The organism is Undibacterium sp. YM2, assembly GCF_009937975.1.
Lineage (GTDB): Bacteria > Pseudomonadota > Gammaproteobacteria > Burkholderiales > Burkholderiaceae_D > Undibacterium.
In genome coordinates, this window is record NZ_AP018441.1 from 2,758,539 (window position 1) to 2,777,761 (window position 19,223).

Below are 19,223 nucleotides of genomic sequence, written 5' to 3' on the forward strand. Positions count from 1 at the left end.
TTCTGCAACAGCACATTAAGCCACCATGCAGTACGGCATTTGCAATATGATATCGCTTGTTTGTTAATTGCCAGTCTGCATTTCTCCTGATGAAACCTCAAAAACTTATCTTGTCTGCCGTTGCAGTAGTCGGCGTAGCTGTAGCTTCTTATTTTGTCGTTCAAAAAACTAGCCAGTCTCCAGAGAGCAAAGCAGTAAGCTCTCAGCTTGAGCAAAAAGACACATTTGATCCTGCCAAATTGCCAGAAGATTTGAATGGTTTATTGGTCGCGTATCGCAAGATTATCATCTTGTTGGCTGACGAGAAAAAGCTTACTACCAAAGAGCGCAGTGAGGCAAACCGGGTAGGGCAGGCATTGTTCCATGAAAATCTGGTCAGGCTTAATGATCTGGATACTTTTTTCGGCAAGCTGAAGTCACTCAGCAATGCCAAACGCGAAGCCAGTTTTGACACTATCCTGACCTATATAGAATCTGGCGAAGATTTATACGACGCAGATCGTCTCGCATTCCGCGAAGTTTTGCTTAAAATGCAAACATCGATAGCTACAGAGCAGACCCTGCCAGCTATCAAGCTGCACAAGCGTGTTACCGATGACTTGAATGCACTCAGTGAAATTGAAAAAGAATACGACAAAGAACTCAAAGAAATTTTCTCGCGATTTGAATCCCGCTCCATAGAACTTAAGCGTGAACGCTGGGATGACTACATCGTCAAATTGCGCAAGTTGTATAACCGCGAACAAATCCTCAAGGATTACGGCTTCATCCTGCCTTACCCGGAAAAACCGGAAGTAGCCGATGAAAAAGATAAGGAGATTTTCGGTCAGGGCTTGCCACCGAAGACTGTGGTGCTGACGTTTGACGACGGCCCTCACGCTACCTATACCGATGAAATTGCAGCGATACTCAAGCAATACAATGTGCCAGGCGTGTTCTTCCAGGTTGGCAAGAACGTTGGCAGTGTCGATGCTCAGGGCAAAGAATCGCTGAATAAAAACGCTGCAACCAGCAAGAAACTGTTGAGCGCAGGCCATGTGCTGGCCAATCACAGTTTCAGCCACGCTTTACTGTCCAAGCAAAGCGGCGATAATCTGAACGCAGAAATTGAGCAGACAGATAAACTGCTGAAGGCCATAGACCCGGCACGATCAGCTCTGTTCCGTTTCCCTTACGGTGCAAAGAATAAAGAAGGTATGCAAATCCTGCACAAGCTGGGCTTGCGCTCGGTCATGTGGAATATTGATTCCCTGGATTGGGCTGACCCTGTGCCTAATTCGATTGCAGGCCGTGTACTTGGCACTTTGGAAAAAGAGCAGCGCGGCATCATTCTTTTCCATGATATCCATGAACGCACGGTAAAGGCCTTGCCGCTGGTACTCGATAAACTGATTGCCGATGGTTATAGCTTTGCCTCTTGGGATGGCGCGGACTTCAAGATTGCCAAAGGTGGCAAGCCAACCCCAGAAAAAGTCAGTATCAGTACCGACTATCAAAATAGCTGGGCTATCGTCATTGGCATCAATGACTATGCAAAATGGCCCAAGCTGCAATATGCAGTGCAGGATGCCAATGCTATCCGCGATACACTGATTAATCGCATGGGTTTTGCTGGTGACAAAGTACTGACACTGACCAATGCAGATGCGACCCGCAATAATATCCTCGCCTTGTTCCATGAAAAACTGGGACATGGGCAATTGAAAAAAGATGACAGGGTCTTCGTCTTCTTTGCAGGCCATGGTGCAACCAGAAAGCTGAGTTCTGGACGTAACCTGGGTTACATCATTCCCGTTGATTCTGACCCTGAACAATTGTCTGTCGATGCCATCCCCATGACGGATTTGCAGAATATCGCAGAGAGTCTCAATGCTAAACATATTCTGTTTGTCATGGATGCCTGTTATAGCGGGCTGGGGTTGACGCGCGGCGGAGGCACCAGCGCATTCCTGCGTGAAAATGGTAAGCGTCTGGGACGCCAGATGCTGACGGCGGGTGGCGCCGATCAACTGGTTGCTGACGGCGGACCTAATGGTCACTCCGTCTTTACCTGGACCTTGCTGCAGGCCCTGAGTGGCAAGGCAGATATGAATGGTGACGGCATGATTACCGCAACAGAACTGGCAGCCTATATTGCACCTGCAGTATCGAGTGTGTCGCAACAAACGCCTGCATTTGGTAGCTTGCCAGGTTCTGAAGGCGGTGAATTTGTTTTTGAAATACGTGGTGAAGGCGAGTTCCTGAATGCAAAAACCAATCAGTTGTCTGCCGATGCCATTGCACTCAACAACAAGCTTGATGGTGCTGTGAGCAAAGCAGGTAGTGACACGCCCATAGTCATCAAGAACCTGAACGGTGGCGAACAAAAAATCGCGGCACCTAAAATGGTAGATGGCTCATCAAGGCAACTGGCACAAAGAGCCAATGACCATGGGCTGCAATTGTATAAAGAGAAGCAATATACCCAGGCAGAAGCCGCATTCACTGAAGCTTTGAAATACAGGCCTGACTTTGGGTTGGCGGCAAACAATCTGGGCTTTGTTTATTTTAAACAGCAAAAATATGCAGAGGCAGCGCGCTGGTTTGAAAATACTTTGCAGATTGATCCTTCCCGCTCAATTGCTTACTTGAACCTGGGTGATGCCCGGGCGTTATTGAATGAAAATGAGAAAGCCAAAAAAGCTTACATGAGCTTTCTGGAATTATCGCCAAATAGTTCGAATGCCAATTATGTCAAAGAAGCGCTAAAAAAATTGAACTGAGCTTTTATTCATTAGCAGCAATTAAATTTTGAGTAAAGAATAAATATGAATGGTGTAAGTTTGAAGGCTATGCGCAGTTTGCTGCATTTCAACCAGCATGAAGCGGCAGAACTGATTGGCGGTGTCTCAGTACGCACCTGGAGCAACTGGGAAGCAGGAGCGCAAAAGATACCGCAAGATGTGATATCCATGATTAATTACCTCATGGTGTGCCGCAAGAAGGCAATTGCAGATACGCAGGCAGCGATAAAAACCTACTACCAGCAAATGCCGCCCGGGGCCAGCAAAAAACCAGTAGCACTAGTCTGGTACGACAGCTTTGAAGACTGGTGTACCTTACCGTATCGTGAATCAATCATGTGGAGGCCACAGCAGTCTGTGGTTGCACATCTGATTTCAGTGGAAAACTGCAACGTCGTACAGTTTGATGCAGGTGCTTATGAATCGTGGCTGGGCCGACGTCCGGATAGTGATTCCATGCGTAATCAATGGGCAGAAGAGCAGGTGACTGCCTGATCATGCATCACAAAGCTGCGGTGCCGCGGCTTTGTGATGCCACATGCTTCTTGTTTATCTTTGCCCTATGCGGGTATCACCAAACAGGTTTTTCTGGTCGCGTGGTTGCGAGCGCCAATACTGTTTTGGCGCGTCCACTGTAGCGCCTAATTGCGCTGCTGCATGCCATGGCCAATGCGGGTCATACAAAATGCCACGAGCTATGGCAATGGCATCAGCTTTGCCCGCCGTAATAATTTCTTCTGCCTGATGGGCATCCGTAATCAGGCCCACCGCAATGACAGGTATGCTGCAATGCTGTTTGATTTCTTCTGCCAGATGAACCTGATAACCAGGCCCCAGCGGGATTTTCTGGTCAGGTGAAACCCCACCGCTGGAAACATGGATAAAGTCACAGCCTCGCTCCTGCAATTGCTGGACAAAGAGTTTGCTTTGCGAGATATCCAGACCACCTTCGACCCAGTCGGTTGCCGACAATCGCAGGCCAACTGCCATGCGGTCTTTAGGAACCGCTGTCCGCACAGCATCAAATACTTCCAAGGGAAACCTTAAGCGGTTTTCAACAGAACCACCATATTGATCTGTGCGTTGGTTGGAAATGGGGGATAAAAATTGATGCAACAAATAACCATGTGCTGCATGTATCTCAATTGCATCAATACCCAAGCGGTGTGCGCGTACCGCTGCATCAACAAAAGCCTGTTTCACGCGTTGTAGGCCGGCCTCATCCAGTGCCAATGGTGCACGCTCAGCTTGCGCATGCGGCACAGCAGAGGGTGCCACCATTTGCCAACCACCGTCTTCCAGTGCAATCAATTGACCGCCATGCCACGGAGCCTGACTAGATGCTTTACGTCCGGCATGACCCAGCTGTATCGCAATGGGCATGGCAGAATGCTTGCGTATCGAAGTCAATACTTTCGCCAGCGCCGCTTCTGTTTCATCTGACCATAAACCCAGGTCACCGGGAGAAATGCGGCCTATCGCTTCTACAGCTGTGGCTTCCAGTATCAATAAACCGGCACCTGACAAGGCAAGCCCACCCAGATGAATAAGATGCCAGTCAGTCGCCTTGCCATCTTCTGCAGAGTACTGGCACATGGGGGCAATGATGATGCGGTTCTTTAAACTTAGCGAGCCAAGCTTGATGGGGGAGAAGAGAGTGCTCATGTCTTTGAGAAATGCCTGAATGAAAGAAATAATCTGATTTCTTCATTATGCCTGCGCTTTTCTTTTGCTGCAGGGAGCTGCTCATTCTTCAGCTTGCTTCCAGAGCTTCAACGATGGTTTTGATCTTGACTGCTTTTTCAAAATGATCAAACTTGTTTTCCATGATCCACCATGTGGCAGCTTCCATCAATAATTGTGGATCATCGTTTTTATTGGCAAAGAAGGCATAAAATGACAGACCAACATTGCTGCCTTTTTGCCCGATTTTGTCATTGCATACTTCTATGATCTTCTTTTTGAGGCTGCTTCTCATTATTTATTTGTATTCAAGGTTAATGACTGCAACGCTCGGTAAAATGAGGCGATGTGCAGTGCTTGAGAGAACTCATTGGTTTCTATTTTTTGCTGTATTTGAGTAAGCGACAGAAAATTGAATTCTATATCTTCTGATGCATCCAGTTGTTGCCTGGCCTTTAATTTAAGCCCAGTGGCAAAAAATAAATGGATGGTATTGGTCTGGCGGGCTGGGTTGGCGTACATTTTTCCCAGTGGCTGCCAATGAGCTGCGGTATAGCCGGTTTCTTCCAATAACTCCCTTTGTGCTGCACAGAGAGGTGTTTCACCTTTGTCGATGACGCCACCAGGTAATTCTATGCAGACCGTTTTGGCTGCATAGCGAAACTGTTTTACCGTCAATATGCGGCCATCATCTGCCTGGGCAAACACATGCACCCAGTCTGCTTCGTGAAGCACATAGTAAGGCGTGATTGTTTGCCCATTTGGGATCAGGCAGGTATCTGCTGTCAGTCTTAGCCACGCATCGTTGACCAATATTGTTGAGTTTATGGTTTCCCAGTGTTTCATAATTGTTGGTTCAAGCTGGTAAGAAAAAAGTCAGTGTTTGTTATATTTTTATGAAATTGATTAATTCATATTATTTTATACCGTGTGATCTGATAAGCTGGTTTTCAAGGGGCCGGCATTTATATATTAATTGCTATTGAGTTTGCCCCCATTGCTCCCATTTGCATCTGATCAACGAATGTCAGATGCAAATCGCATTCGCAATCCTCATGAGCTTGTCGATATGGAATGGTTGCTCCTTATTCTTGTTTTACTCGTACTTGGCGTAGTTGTCTTGCCCAAGCTGCGTTTGCGTCATGTGCTGTCGCAGGCTTTTCCGCTAAATTATTCAAAAATATTACGCAAAAACCTGCCTGGATACACGCGTATGCCAACCGATTTGCAAATGCAATTGAAGAAACGCATACGTCAGTTCCTCTATCAAAAAACCTTTGTCGGTTGCGGTGGTTTGATTATTACTGATGAAATCAGGGTAACGATTGCGGGTAAGGCCTGTTTGCTGCTGCTGAACCGTGAATCGGATGTGTATCCGCAGCTTACGCACGTGCTGGTATATCCTTCAGCATTCGTGGCGCCCCGGACACAAATGAATGCTGACGGTATCGTCACGCATACCAATCAGGGACTCAGTGGCGAATCATGGAGTGATGGCAGGGTTATACTTGCCTGGGATCAGGTTGCGCATAATCCCGACAATGAAGCGCGAGGACAGGATGTGGTTATTCATGAATTTGCTCACCAGCTTGATAGCGAAACGGGAACGACTAATGGCGCACCAGCCTTGAAGTCAGCCGCAGCTTACAAGGCATGGTCGGCGTTGATGGAAAGAGAGTATGCTCAACTGCATCAGGCGATAGCCAATGATGTTGCTACCGTCATTGATCCTTATGGCGCGACCAATCCGGCAGAGTTTTTTGCTGTCGTTACGGAAGCCTTTTTCAAAAAAAGCCGCGACCTTGCTCAGTATCACACCGCCTTATATGAGCAGTTGCGGGCGTATTACCAGGTTGATCCATGTGACTGGGTTTAATCCTTGAATCAAAAAACAAGGGGCGCTACATGCGCCCCTTTGCTTTATTCTACTGCTTCCAGAAATTCCTGCTGTTCCAGCCAGTCAGCTTCGATTTGTCCCAGTTCCTTGACGACATAAGCCTGATCAAGTAACAGTGCCTTCAGCTTTTCCTTATTGGCATCGTTATAGATTTCACCATCTTCCAACTGCGCATCGATGTCTTTCTTTTTGATGTTCAACTTGGCCATCTGCTCTTCAAGACGTTTGATGCGTGTTTCTATTGGTTTGCGCAGATTGGCAAGGCGCGTGCGTTCGTCAGCGTCGCGTTTACGCTGTTCCTTGTCATCGACTTTTGCAGCGGGAACAGGTTTCGCCTGAGGTAAAGCAGCTTCCTGAGCCTTGGTTTTTTCTGGCAGGGCGGGGTTGGCCTTTTCCAGTTTGTTTTTGAACAGCCAGTCTTTGTAATCGTCCAGATCGCCATCGAATGGCTGCAGCTTGCCATCAGCCACGATGATGAACTGGTCCGTCGTGGCGCGCAGCAAATGCCTGTCATGGGAGACGACGACAAGTGTGCCTTCAAACTGCGCCAGGGCATCAGTCAGGGCTTCGCGGGTTTCCAGATCCAGATGGTTGGTTGGTTCATCGAGCAACAAGAGGTTGGGGCGCTGCCAGACGATCATTGCCAGCGCCAGGCGGGCTTTTTCACCGCCTGAGAATGGCTTGATAGGGCTGGTCACCATGGTGCCTGGGAAGTTGAAACCACCGAGGAAGTTACGCAACTCCTGCTCACGTACATCAGGAGCAATATGGGCCAAATGCCACAGCGGTGATTCGTCATGACGCAACATCTCTACCTGGTGCTGGGCAAAATAACCGATGGACAAACCCTTGCCAGTTTGCATGATACCGTTCAATGGTGCGATATCACCGACGATGGTTTTGATCAGCGTTGATTTACCGGCACCATTCACACCGAGAAGGCCAATGCGCTGGCCAATTTGCAGCGTGAACTTGACATCGCCGACGATCTTTTTCTCAGTAAAACTATGATCAGTTTCTGATTCGATACGGTAGCCACAATCCACATCTTCCATCACCAGCATGGGGTTTGGTGCACTCAGAGGTTCACGGAACTCAAAAGAAAATTCTGCAGCAGCGCGCAAAGGCGCCATTTCTTCCATGCGTGCCAGGGCCTTGATACGGCTCTGTGCCTGCTTGGCTTTGGATGCCTTGGCTTTGAAGCGGTCGATAAAGGATTGCAGATGGGCGCGCTTGCGATTTTGTTTCTCCAGCATGCCTTGCGCCAGTTCCAACTGTGCTGCACGCTGGCGTTCGAAACCGGAATAGTTGCCGCCATAGCGCTTGAGCTTGCGCTCATCAATATGGACGATGACATTTACCACGCCATCGAGAAAATCGCGATCATGGGAAATAATGATCAGCGTGCCTTCATAACGCTTGAGCCAGTCTTCCAGCCAGATAATGGCATCCAAGTCCAGATGGTTGGTCGGTTCATCGAGCAGCAGTAAATCGGATTTACACATCAGCGCCTGCGCCAGATTCAGGCGCATGCGCCAGCCACCAGAAAAACTGGCGACTGGTTGTTCCAGTTCATTGATCTTGAAACCCAGGCCCAATAGCAATTGTTCGGCACGCGGGCGTACGGTATAGGCATCGGCATCGGCCAGTGCACCATACATATTGCCAATGGCAATACCGTTTTCATAGCTTTCTGGTTGGGCTTCGAGTTCAGCCAATTGTGCTTCGAGTTTACGCAGGGCGACGTCGCCGTCTATTGCGTAGTCAATGGCGCTGCGTTCCAGCGGTGGTGTTTCTTGCGCGACGTGCGCAAGCTGCCACTTGGCTGGGAAATCGATGCTGCCCTGGTCCGGATGCAATTCACCACGCAACATGGCAAACAGGCTGGATTTGCCTGCACCGTTGGAGCCGATCAAGCCTATCTTGTCGCCGGGATTGAGCGTCACATCGACGCTGTCAAATAAAGGTTTAATGCCGCGCGCCAGGACGACTTGTTGAAGACGTATCATATAAACTTAATTAATGGGTAATGCTATTGTTGATGCGAAAAAATGGAAAAACGGGCAAAACTGGTTTTGCCCGTCTTCATGATGTTTATTGCACTGTACTTACACTGATTTATGCAGTGAAATTGCTCAGTTGGTCAGCCTCTACCAAAAATACCATGTCGTCACCGGCACTGGTACTCAACCAGGTCAGGTTCAGTTCAGGGAAGGCAGCTTCGGCAAAGGCACGTTCATTGCCAATTTCCACCATCAGCAAACCATCTTCGGTCAGACGTTGTGCTGCCCCTGCGACTATCTTGCGTACCAGGTCCATGCCATCGTCGCCGCCAGCCAGGGCAATTTGTGGTTCATGCATGTATTCCTTGGGCAGCTTGGCCATGGAGCCTGAGTTCACATACGGCGGATTGGTGATGATCAGATCATATTTCTTGTCGGGCACATTTGCATACAGATCAGACTCGATCAGGGTAATACGGTCCTGCAATTCATAAGTCGCCACATTACGCTTGGCCACCTCCAGCGCATCTTTGGAAATATCTACGGCATCGACATGCGCCTCGGAGAACATATCTGCCAGCATGATGGGCAGGCAGCCAGAGCCGGTGCACAGTTCAAGTATGTTGGTGATGGCTTCCGGGTCGGTAACCCATGGTGAAAAATGCTCAGGGATCAGTTCAGCGATGAAAGAGCGCGGCACGATAACACGCTCATCTACGTAAAAATTATAAGTGCCTAGCCAGGCTTCATTGGTAATGTAGGAGGCAGGCACACGGTCTACTGCACGTCTGTCAATCACGCGCAATACGGCATCTATTTCTGACGGCAATAAATGCGCATCCAGGAAGGGGTCTATCTTGTCCAGTGGCAGGTGCAGGGTATGCAGCAGCAAATAAGCAGCTTCATCCAGGGCATTGGCACTGCCATGACCAAAGAACAGTTTCTCTTTGTTGAAACGGGTGACCGCATAGCGCAATAAATCACGCAGGGTCAGGAAGGTAGTAGCGGGTGTCGTCATATTGTTTCCGTATCGGCCAGTGGTGAGCTGAACTAAAGCTTAGGTCAGCAGGTTTTCCAGAGTGCGGCGATAAATGTTCTTGAGCGGGTCTATGTACTGAAGCTCTATGTGTTCGTCAATTTTATGGATGCTGGCATTCGGCGGACCAAATTCCACAACCTGTGGACAGATCTTGGCAATGAAACGGCCATCAGATGTACCTCCAGTAGTGGAAAGTTCGGTTTCTATGCCAGTTTCAGCACGTATCGCATCACCCAGTGCATCGCTGAGGCTACCTTTGGGTGTCAGGAAAGGATGTCCACCGACTGTCCACTTCAACTCATATTCCAAGCCATGTTTGTCGAGTATGGCATGCACACGTTGTTGCAGACCCTCGGCTGTGCTGGCAGTGGAAAAACGGAAATTGAAATCGATAACCGCTTCGCCAGGGATAACGTTGGAAGCACCAGTGCCGGCATGAATATTCGACATTTGCCAGGATGTGGGCAGGTAATACTCATTGCCTTCATCCCAGACTTCAGCCACCAGTTCAGCCAACGCAGGGGCGGCCAGATGAATTGGGTTTTTTGCCAGCTGCGGATAGGCGATATGGCCTTGCACACCTTTGACGATCAACTTGCCCGACATGGTGCCGCGACGGCCATTCTTGATGGTGTCACCCAGTTTATCTACGGATGTTGGTTCGCCAACGATGCAATAATCAAGCTGTTCGCCACGAGCTTTGAGCTTTTCGCAAACGACCACTGTGCCGTCCGTGGCCGGGCCTTCTTCATCACTGGTGATCAGGAAACCGATGGAGCCTTTATGATCCGGGTGGTCAGCGATAAATTCTTCTGTTGCCACGACAAAGGCGGCGATGGAAGTTTTCATATCAGCAGCACCACGGCCATACAGCTTGCCATCCCTGTGAGTAGGTGTAAATGGGGCTGACTGCCATTGTGTGACAGGGCCAGTAGGTACTACATCAGTATGGCCAGCAAACACCAGCAAGGGCTGAGTCTGACCACGTCTGGCCCACAGATTGGTTACGTCACCAGACTGTATGGTTTCGCACTGGAAGCCCAGAGGTTCCAGCAGGGCGATCAAAGTGTTTTGGCAGCCTTTGTCTTCAGGTGTGACAGAATCCAGCGCAATCAGCTGTTCGGTCAGGGCAAGTGTTTTGCTCATGTTTACTTATGGAAAATGGACTGGTATTGCGGCACCGAAAAGCCGACATTCACTTGGGATTTGCCATCGTTATTGATCAGCAATACCGGGCGTTTGATGACAGATGGCTTATCCAGCATAAGTGCGATGGCCTGTTCTGTATCTTCAGCCGAAGCTTTTTCTGCATCGCTGAGCGCACGCCAGGTGGTACCTTTGCGGTTGATCAACACATCCAGGCCTTGATGTTCCAGCCATGTTTGTATGGCGGCACGGTTCAAACCTTGTTTTTTAAAATCGTGGAATTCAAAAGCCAGTTCCTGCTCTTGCAGCCAGGTACGGGCTTTTTTAACGGTGTCACAGTTTGGAATGCCAAACAGGGTAATGCTTCGCGTCATACTTTTTTATACGTTCAAGGTAAATTCTGTGAAAGAAGCTTCTTCTTTGGTTTCTGGCTCTGGTTCAGGCTTTGGAGCTACAGCAGTGGATGCTTCATTGTTCAGCAGCCATAACAGGTTATTGGCAGAATCAGAATTGGCCAAACCTTCTTCTTGCGTGATCAAACCTTCACGTATCAAATGCATAAGGGCGCGTTCAAAGGTTTGCGAACCAGGTGACAAGCTTTTCTCGATCGCTTCCTTGATCTGGAAAATATCGCCTTGTTCTATCAATTCAGCAACGTAGCGGGTATTGAGCATGATCTCGACTGCAGGGCAGCGGCCGCCATCTTTTGCACGTATCAGGCGTTGCGAGATAATCGCGCGTATGGAAGAAGACAAATCCAGCAGCAAGGCATTACGCGTTTCCATGGGGAAGAAACTGATGATACGGTTTAAGGCCTGGTAACTATTGTTCGCATGCAGGGTCGCCAAGACCAGATGGCCGGATTGCGCATAGGCAATCGCTGCCATCATGGTTTCCAGATCGCGAATTTCGCCAATCAGGATGCAGTCTGGTGCCTGGCGCAGCGAATTCTTCAGTGCTGTTTTCAGACTTTCAGAATCACTCCCAATTTCACGCTGGTTGACGATGGATTTTTTACTGCGGAACAAGAATTCAATCGGGTCCTCCAGCGTCAGGATATGACCAGTCTTGACTTCATTCCTGTGATCCAGCATGGATGCTATCGTGGTCGATTTGCCTGAGCCGGTCGAGCCGACCAGCAAGATCAAACCACGTTTTTCCATAATCAGCTCAGACAATACCGGAGGCAAGTGCAGGGTATCGAGTTTTGGGATGTCACCAGGCACGTAACGGAAGACAGCTGAGATGGAACCACGTTGGCGGAATGCCGACAGGCGGAAACGGCCTATACCGGCGGCACCAATACCAACATTCAGTTCATTTTCTACTTCCAGCTGTTCCATGTGCTCAGGATCTACCACTTCACTGAGCAGCGACAGGATGTTTGCCTGATCCATCTTCTGCTGATTGATAGGGAGCAGATTGCCATTGATTTTCAAATGTATGGGCGAATTCATCGCGAAAAACATGTCAGATGCATGTTTTTCCTTCATCAGTTGAAATAACCTCTCCATCGCTGCCATGATGTGTCCCTAAGCTGAGCTAATTATTAAAATAAAATGCAAAAAAGGCGTCAATACAACTTAATCAAGCGCCACGCAACAATTCATTGATGCTGGTTTTGGAGCGTGTCTGTGCATCGACACGTTTCACAATCACCGCACAATACAGGCTATATTTGCCGTCAGCAGATGGCAGGTTGCCGGAAACAACCACTGAACCAGCAGGTACGCGACCGTAGCTGACTTCACCTGTGGCGCGGTCATAAATCTTGGTCGATTGGCCGATATATACACCCATGGAAATCACGGAATTTTCTTCAACGATCACGCCTTCAACGATTTCTGAACGCGCACCGATGAAGCAATTGTCTTCAATGATGGTCGGGTTGGCTTGCATAGGTTCGAGTACGCCACCAATACCAACGCCGCCAGACAAATGCACGTTTTTACCGATTTGTGCGCAGGAACCAACAGTCGCCCAGGTATCAACCATCGCGCCTTCATCAACATAAGCGCCGATGTTGACATAAGAAGGCATCAACACCACGTTTTTTGCGATAAAGCTGCCACGGCGCGCCACTGCTGGTGGCACCACGCGGAAGCCGCCTTTGACGAAATCTTCAGCCGTGTAATTGGCGAACTTGGTTGGCACTTTGTCAAAGAATTGCATATGTTCACCAGAAGGCATGGTGATATTGTCTTCCAGGCGGAAAGACAGCAATACAGCTTTTTTGATCCATTGGTTGACTTGCCAGCTACCCTCAATTTTTTGCGCAACGCGCAGAGTGCCTGCATCAAGTTCGCTCAAGACATGGGCAACTGCTTCGCGGATTTCTGCCGGCGCAGATTTAGGCGAGAAATTTGTGCGGTCTTCCCAGGCTTGATCAATGATTTGCTGTAATTGTTGAGTCATGTTGAGTGTCTTCAAATGAAAATGTAAAAATAAAAACCGAAATAATCTTGTGTCTGCGTTTGGTTGCTGTTTGGCTGCAGTATCAGGCTGCTGCCGGAGTAAAATTCTTGCAAAAGCTGACTATCCTTTGTGCTGCTTCCAGGCATTCTTCAGGTTCGGCCACCAGGGCCATGCGTATACGGTTTTGCCCAGGGTTGATGCCATGGGCCTCGCGCGCCAGATAACTGCCGGGTAGAACCGTTACATTATATTCCTCGTACAAGCGACGGGCGAACTCTGTATCTGATAAACCCATGGCATCAGGAATTCTTGCCCACAGGTAAAAGGCAGCATCAGGCAGCTTCACATCCAGCACTTCTTGCAGTATGGGTGTGATCTGGGCAAATTTGCGTATGTATTTGTCACGATTTTCCTGTACATGCACCTCATCATTCCATGCTACGACTGAGGCAGCCTGTATGTTTGGGCTCATGGCGCTACCATGATAAGTCCGGTACAGCAGGAATTTTTTGATGATTTCGGCATCTCCCGCCACAAAACCTGAACGCATGCCAGGCACATTTGAGCGTTTTGACAGGCTTGACAGGGTAATCAGACGCGGGTATTCATTTCTTCCCAACGCACGTGCCGCTTGCAGGCTGCCCAGTGGCGCTTCTTCCTTGAAGTAAATCTCTGAATAGCATTCATCTGCGGCAATAACAAAGCCATAACGGTCTGACAGGGCAAATAACTCTTTCCAGTCGTCCAGATTCAGCACTGCACCTGTAGGGTTGCCAGGCGAGCAGATGTACAGCAGTTGTACACGCTGCCAGACTGATTCGGGGATGCTCTTGTAGTCAGGCGCAAAATTGCGTTCAGGATCAGCATTGGCAAAGTAGGGTTCAGCCCCGGCCAGGTATGCTGCTCCTTCATAAATCTGATAAAAAGGATTGGGACACACCACTAATGGCAAGCCATCTTTGCAGACACTGGGGTCTATGATGGTTTGTGCCAGGGCAAACAAGGCTTCACGTGAGCCTATCACCGGTAAAATCTGGTTTGCTGCATCTAGCGGTGGTATGCCGTAGCGACGTCCCAGCCAGGCAGAGATGGAATTACGCAAGGCATCCGAGCCAGCAGTGGAGGGGTAACTGGCCAGACCAGCCATATTATCTACTATGGCATCCTTGATCAAAGCGGGAGTGGGGTGCTTGGGTTCGCCTATGCCCAGACTGATGGCTGGAAACCCGGAATTTGGCACAACATCGGCAAACAGGCGTTTCAGTTTCTCGAACGGATACGGCTGCAACTTACTGAGGTAGGGATTGAATGTCATTTTTCGAATTGTTGTCGATGCCAAACAGGCTTTTTAGCTAATTTCTCTGGTCTGTTGGCCGTATTCCGGCATTTTATTTGGTCTGCTTGAGCTTGTTACTTCTTATTTGCAATCCGTATTATAGCGTCCTGAGGATTCTACAGAGAAAGGCTTTCATCTGTACTTGTGCGAAATACTGATTAATATGTAAATTGTGTCATAAGTTTGAAAACTGAAAATTTTGCTCTTACGATGGTATGATGCAGCGATACAGGAACGTGGCTGGCAGTGATGGCCTTGGCATTAATACGATACGCGGTAGATTTGACTGCAAAAGATAATAAAATTATATAAAGTGCGATTAACTTCTATTAAATTATCGGGATTTAAATCTTTTGTAGATCCCACCCATTTTCAGGTTCCTGGCCAGCTGGTTGGTGTCGTCGGCCCTAATGGCTGCGGCAAATCCAATATTATTGATGCCGTGCGCTGGGTTTTGGGGGAATCCAAAGCCTCTGAGTTGCGTGGTGAGTCCATGCAGGACGTTATCTTTAACGGTTCTACCCATCGCAAACCCGCTGGTCGTTCATCGGTCGAGCTGGTTTTTGACAATAGTATGGGGAAAGCTGCTGGTCAATGGAGTCAATATGCTGAAATCGCCGTCAAGCGCACATTGACGCGAGATGGCACATCGACCTATTACATCAATGGGCAGCCTGTACGCCGTCGTGATATCCAGGACATCTTCCTCGGTACAGGCCTGGGTCCGCGCGCTTACGCGATTATCGGCCAGGGCATGATTTCGCGCATTATTGAAGCCCGTCCGGAAGAATTAAGGATTTTCCTTGAGGAAGCTGCCGGTGTTTCCCGCTATAAAGAACGCCGCCGCGAGACAGAAAACCGCATTCACGACACCCATGAAAACCTGGTGCGCGTTGAGGATATCCTGCGTGAGCTGAATAACAACCTCGAAAGATTGGGTGCGCAGGCTGTTGTTGCCAATAAATTCCGAGAATTGCAGACTGACCAGGAAGAAAAACAAAAACTGCTGTGGTTGCTGCGTAAAAAAGAAGCAGAAAACGAACAGAAAAAGCATTTTGCCGAGATAGAAAAGACCCAGACCGACCTGGAAGAACAAACCGCCAAGCTGCGCCATGTCGAACTGGAATTGGAACAAATGCGTCAGGCGCACTATGCAGTCGGTGACCGCATGCATCAGGCGCAAGGTCATTTGTACCAGACCAACGCTGAGATAGGCAGCCTGGAAGCGCAAATCAAATTCGTCATCGAATCACGCAGCCGCTTGCAATCACAATTGCAGTCACTGACCGCTCAGCGCGATCAATGGCAAAACCAGAGCAGGCAATTTCAGGATGATTTGTCTGAAGGCGAAATCCATGTAGAGGAACTGGCCATGCGCGCCGAGCAGGCGCTGGAAGTCAGCCAGCAACAGCAAGACAAACTGCCAGCGATGGAACAAATATGGCGTGAGTCGCAACTGAAGACGACAGAATCACGCGCCAAAATCATGCAGATGCAACAGCAGATAGAGCTGGAATCTGCGCATCAGCGTAATGCCTCGAACATCCTGAATACCCTGGCATCCAGGCGTGAACGCCTGATGCAGGAAAAGCAAGGACTGGTTTTGCCGGATACGACGCACCTGGACAATCTGTCCATGCAACTGGAAGAGAAAAAGCAGGTGCTGGAAGAACTCACCATGCAGTTGGAAGAGGCGCAAGAGCGCCTGCCTTTGCTGGAAGATGAGCGCAAACAGGCACAGCAACAAGTGAACCAGGATAGTGCTGAATATGCGCAGCTGGAAGCGCGCCTGCTGGCACTGAAGCAATTGCAGGAAAAAGTGCAAAGTCAGGGCAAGGTCCAGCCATGGCTGGAAAAACACGAATTGAGTGGTCTGCCAAAAATCTGGCAAAAACTGCATATTGAAGCTGGCTGGGAAACTGCGCTGGAATCCATCCTGCGCGAACGTACCGCAGCGCTGGAAATGTCGAATCTGGACTGGGCCAAGGCCTTTTTTGGTGATGCGCCCCCTGCCAAGCTGGCTGTTTGCGCGCCGACTATCGCAGCAGAAACTACAGTGCCTCTGGCCGGCTTCAAACCCTTCATTGATTTGCTGCAACTTAATGATGCCGGTTTGCGTGGTTTGATGCAAGATTGGTTGCATCAGGTGTATATCGCCGAAGATATTACTTCTGCCTTCATGGACAGGGTTAAATTGCCAGCCGGTGCCTGTTTTATCACCAAGCAAGGCCATGTTATTGCCCGCTCCAGTGTACGTTTTTACGCCTCCGATTCCGAGCAGGATGGCGTATTGGGGCGTCAGCAAGAGATAGAAAACATCGCCAAGCAATGCCGCGCCAAGCACATGCTGGCAGATGAGTCCAAGACCCGCGCAGTGCGTGCTGAATCTGTCTATACCCAGGCAACACAGCAATTACAGGACTTACGCCAGCGCGTGGGCAGCCTGACGCAGACTACCCATAGCCTGCAAATTGAATTTATGAAACTGTCTGAAGTGCAGGAGCGCTTTAATCAGCGCAGCACACAGATAGGCAGTGACCTGGCAGAGATTGCTGCACAAGAAGCCGAACAGCAGCAAATTCGTGCTGAGTCCGAACAAAAATTTGAACAGTTGGACATGGATCTGGCAGAGCTGCAGGAAACCCATGAAGAAGGGCAAACAGCTTACCTGGAAAAAGAACAGCAACTGAATGAAGCCAGGCAGCGTTTGCGCGATCTGGAACTGGCTGCGCAAGAAGCTGCTTTTGCAGAAAAATCCCATCGCAGCAAGATGGAAGAATTACGCCGCAGTATTGCGACTGCTCTTGAGCAATCTGCGCAATTATTTGCCAGCATGCAGCAAGGCCAGTTGGAACTGGAATCCATGGATGATCAGGCAGCACAAGCAGGCCTGCAAGATTTACTGGACCGCCGCAGCTCTCAGGAAGTGGCATTGGCAAACGCACGCCATGAACTCGATCAATTGACGCAGCAACTGCGCCATCACGAAGAATCAAAAATGCAGGTCGAGCGTAGCCTGCAACCACAGCGTGACCGTATCGTTGAATTGCAATTGAAAGAACAGGCCGCACGTCTGAGTCAGGAACAATACGCAGAGCAATTGCGCAATTTTGAAGTCGATGAAGAAGTCTTAGCGCAAAAACTGCATGATGATCTCAAGCCATCTTATCTGCAGGGCGAGGTTACCCGTCTGACCAATGCGATTGCCGCTTTGGGTGCTGTGAACATGGCTGCCCTTGATGAACTGGCGCAGGCAACCGAGCGCAAGACTTTCCTCGACGCCCAGCATGCAGACTTGACTGAGGCAATCACCACCTTGCAAGATGCCATTCACAAGATTGATATTGAAACACGCGACTTGTTGCAAGATACCTTTGACAAGGTGAACCATCATTTCGCTGAGCTTTTCCCGATTTTATTTGGTGGTGGCCAAGCGAAACTGATCATGACAGGCGATGAGATACTGGATTCTGGCGTGCAAGTCATGGCGCAACCACCTGGCAAAAAGAATGCCACCATTCATTTGCTGTCTGGCGGTGAAAAAGCCCTGACGGCAACAGCATTGGTGTTCTCGATGTTCCAGTTGAATCCTGCACCTTTCTGTTTGCTGGATGAGGTTGATGCACCGCTGGATGACTCAAATACCGAGCGCTTCTGTAATATGGTGAAACGCATGTCGTCAAACACACAATTTTTATTTATCTCCCATAACAAGATTGCGATGGAAATGGCCCAACAATTGATTGGTGTCACCATGCAAGAACAGGGGGTTTCACGAATCGTGGCGGTAGATATGGAATCTGCCGTCAATTTTGCTACTGAGGTTCAAGCAGCATGACAGATCTACAAATCAGCTTGTTAGCGATAGGCGGAACGCTGGTGGTTGGCGTCCTGATTTTTAATAAATGGCAAGAGTATAAAGCCAAGAAAACCGTCGAAAATGCGTTTGGCGACGGACATGATGATGTTCTCATGCATCCTGATGCACCTGTCGATTCCATCGTCAGGCATGAACCCAGTCTTGATGGGGATGTGCAGCCTGTTGAAGATGTGCCACAACACCATGCACCCATGCACACAGATGCTGCCACTGAAATGGAAACACCGGTAGCGATACAAAATAAAGAACTGCCAGTCGATGAGTTAATCGATTGCGTGATTCCACTTGAGTTTGAAACACCAGTGCGCGGCGAAAAAATCCTGGCAGAAATTGCTGACCTTAAATACGTGGGTAAAAAACCTGTGCACTTTATTGGACAGAGTCATAGTGGTGAGCGTGACGTGATTGCCGTCGGTGGTGCCTACACTTGCCTGTTTGCCGGTGTACAAATGGTCAGCCGCAATGGACCTTTGAATGAGCTGGAATATTCCGAGTTCATTATGAAGTTGCGGGCGATTGCTGATAATCTGAGTGCGCACCCTGATATCCCGGACATGAACAAGGTGATGGTCAATGCCCGAGAACTACATCAATTTGTCGCTGAACACGATGCGCAATTGAGCGTGAATATCGCTGCCAATGGGGCACCATGGGCTCTGAATACTTTGCTCGCAGCATTGGAAAAAATGGGCTTTGATCAGCGCCCTGATGGCCGCCTGATGATGCCAGACGGTGATGGTGGTAGCCTGTTCACATTATCCACGAATGTCAGCGTCAGTGAGACCATGACTTCACGTCTGACCTTGCTGCTGGATGTGCCCTGTGTTGCTCCTGCGCGCGACGGTTTCGGCGCCATGGCGGCTTGTGCGCGCTCGCTGGCAACTCGACTGAGTGGTACGGTTGTGGATGACGGCAATCAACCCATTTCCAAATTGGCGCTGGATGAAATATCTGGTCAGGTTCACGAATTTTATGCGGCAATGGCAGAGGCGCAGATTCCTGCGGGCTCTTTGCGTGCCCAGCGATTATTTTGTTAATTTA

The 19,223-nt window shown here is 49.2% G+C and carries 15 protein-coding genes; 5 read left to right on the top strand and 10 right to left on the bottom strand.

Translation table 11 applies throughout. The features are described from left to right. Positions 1-89 precede the first annotated feature (89 nt). Both UNDYM_RS12560 and UNDYM_RS12565 read left to right on the top strand, forming a co-directional pair. Positions 90-2,762, top strand: coding sequence for a polysaccharide deacetylase family protein (locus tag UNDYM_RS12560; RefSeq protein WP_162041332.1), 2,673 nt, complete (start codon positions 90-92; stop codon positions 2,760-2,762). 45 nt (positions 2,763-2,807) lie between these two features. Further along, positions 2,808-3,278, top strand: a complete 471-nt coding sequence (locus UNDYM_RS12565) for a DUF1870 family protein (protein ID WP_162041333.1) — start codon at positions 2,808-2,810, stop codon at positions 3,276-3,278. A gap of 54 nt (positions 3,279-3,332) precedes the next feature. Here UNDYM_RS12565 and UNDYM_RS12570 read toward each other — a convergent pair whose 3' ends face one another. The 3 genes from UNDYM_RS12570 to UNDYM_RS12580 form a co-directional block, all read right to left on the bottom strand. Beyond that, positions 3,333-4,448, bottom strand: a complete 1,116-nt coding sequence (locus UNDYM_RS12570; protein WP_162041334.1) for an NADH:flavin oxidoreductase/NADH oxidase — start codon at positions 4,446-4,448, stop codon at positions 3,333-3,335. 88 nt (positions 4,449-4,536) lie between these two features. Continuing rightward, positions 4,537-4,761, bottom strand: a complete 225-nt coding sequence (locus UNDYM_RS12575) for a DUF6500 family protein (RefSeq protein WP_162041335.1) — start codon at positions 4,759-4,761, stop codon at positions 4,537-4,539. After that, the gene (locus UNDYM_RS12580) at positions 4,761-5,312 is read right to left on the bottom strand and encodes an NUDIX hydrolase (RefSeq protein ID WP_162041336.1); all 552 of its coding nucleotides are present in this window, start codon (positions 5,310-5,312) and stop codon (positions 4,761-4,763) included. Before UNDYM_RS12580 ends, UNDYM_RS12575 begins: the two co-directional genes overlap by 1 nt. A 178-nt stretch (positions 5,313-5,490) precedes the next feature. Between UNDYM_RS12580 and UNDYM_RS12585 the strand changes: the two genes are divergently transcribed. Continuing rightward, complete coding sequence (locus UNDYM_RS12585) at positions 5,491-6,342, top strand: zinc-dependent peptidase (RefSeq protein ID WP_232064040.1); 852 nt, start codon at positions 5,491-5,493, stop codon at positions 6,340-6,342. Between the two features lie 44 nt (positions 6,343-6,386). Here UNDYM_RS12585 and UNDYM_RS12590 read toward each other — a convergent pair whose 3' ends face one another. The 7 genes from UNDYM_RS12590 to dapC all read right to left on the bottom strand — a co-directional run bounded on the left by UNDYM_RS12590 (position 6,387) and on the right by dapC (position 14,281). Beyond that, the gene (locus tag UNDYM_RS12590) at positions 6,387-8,372 is read right to left on the bottom strand and encodes an ATP-binding cassette domain-containing protein (RefSeq protein ID WP_162041337.1); all 1,986 of its coding nucleotides are present in this window, start codon (positions 8,370-8,372) and stop codon (positions 6,387-6,389) included. Positions 8,373-8,481: 109 nt separating this feature from the next. Beyond that, complete coding sequence (gene prmB / locus UNDYM_RS12595; protein ID WP_162041338.1) at positions 8,482-9,384, bottom strand: 50S ribosomal protein L3 N(5)-glutamine methyltransferase; 903 nt, start codon at positions 9,382-9,384, stop codon at positions 8,482-8,484. A gap of 39 nt (positions 9,385-9,423) precedes the next feature. After that, the gene (gene dapE / locus UNDYM_RS12600) at positions 9,424-10,551 is read right to left on the bottom strand and encodes a succinyl-diaminopimelate desuccinylase (protein WP_162041339.1); all 1,128 of its coding nucleotides are present in this window, start codon (positions 10,549-10,551) and stop codon (positions 9,424-9,426) included. 2 nt (positions 10,552-10,553) lie between these two features. Continuing rightward, entirely contained in the window at positions 10,554-10,925 is a 372-nt protein-coding gene (locus tag UNDYM_RS12605; RefSeq protein ID WP_162041340.1) for an ArsC family reductase, read from the bottom strand. Positions 10,926-10,931: 6 nt separating this feature from the next. Beyond that, entirely contained in the window at positions 10,932-12,074 is a 1,143-nt protein-coding gene (locus UNDYM_RS12610) for a PilT/PilU family type 4a pilus ATPase (RefSeq protein WP_232063357.1), read from the bottom strand. Positions 12,075-12,138: 64 nt separating this feature from the next. Beyond that, entirely contained in the window at positions 12,139-12,966 is an 828-nt protein-coding gene (gene dapD, locus UNDYM_RS12615; RefSeq protein ID WP_162041341.1) for a 2,3,4,5-tetrahydropyridine-2,6-dicarboxylate N-succinyltransferase, read from the bottom strand. Between the two features lie 82 nt (positions 12,967-13,048). Continuing rightward, a complete protein-coding gene (gene dapC / locus UNDYM_RS12620) occupies positions 13,049-14,281 on the bottom strand; it encodes a succinyldiaminopimelate transaminase (RefSeq protein WP_162041342.1) in 1,233 nt (410 codons plus the stop codon). A 334-nt stretch (positions 14,282-14,615) separates the two neighbouring features. On the opposite strand from dapC, the gene smc reads away from it, so the two are divergent. Further along, entirely contained in the window at positions 14,616-18,140 is a 3,525-nt protein-coding gene (gene smc / locus UNDYM_RS12625; protein WP_162041343.1) for a chromosome segregation protein SMC, read from the top strand. Then, entirely contained in the window at positions 18,137-19,219 is a 1,083-nt protein-coding gene (locus UNDYM_RS12630) for a cell division protein ZipA C-terminal FtsZ-binding domain-containing protein (RefSeq protein ID WP_162041344.1), read from the top strand. The genes smc and UNDYM_RS12630 overlap by 4 nt, the downstream gene beginning before the upstream one ends. Positions 19,220-19,223: the final 4 nt, after the last annotated feature.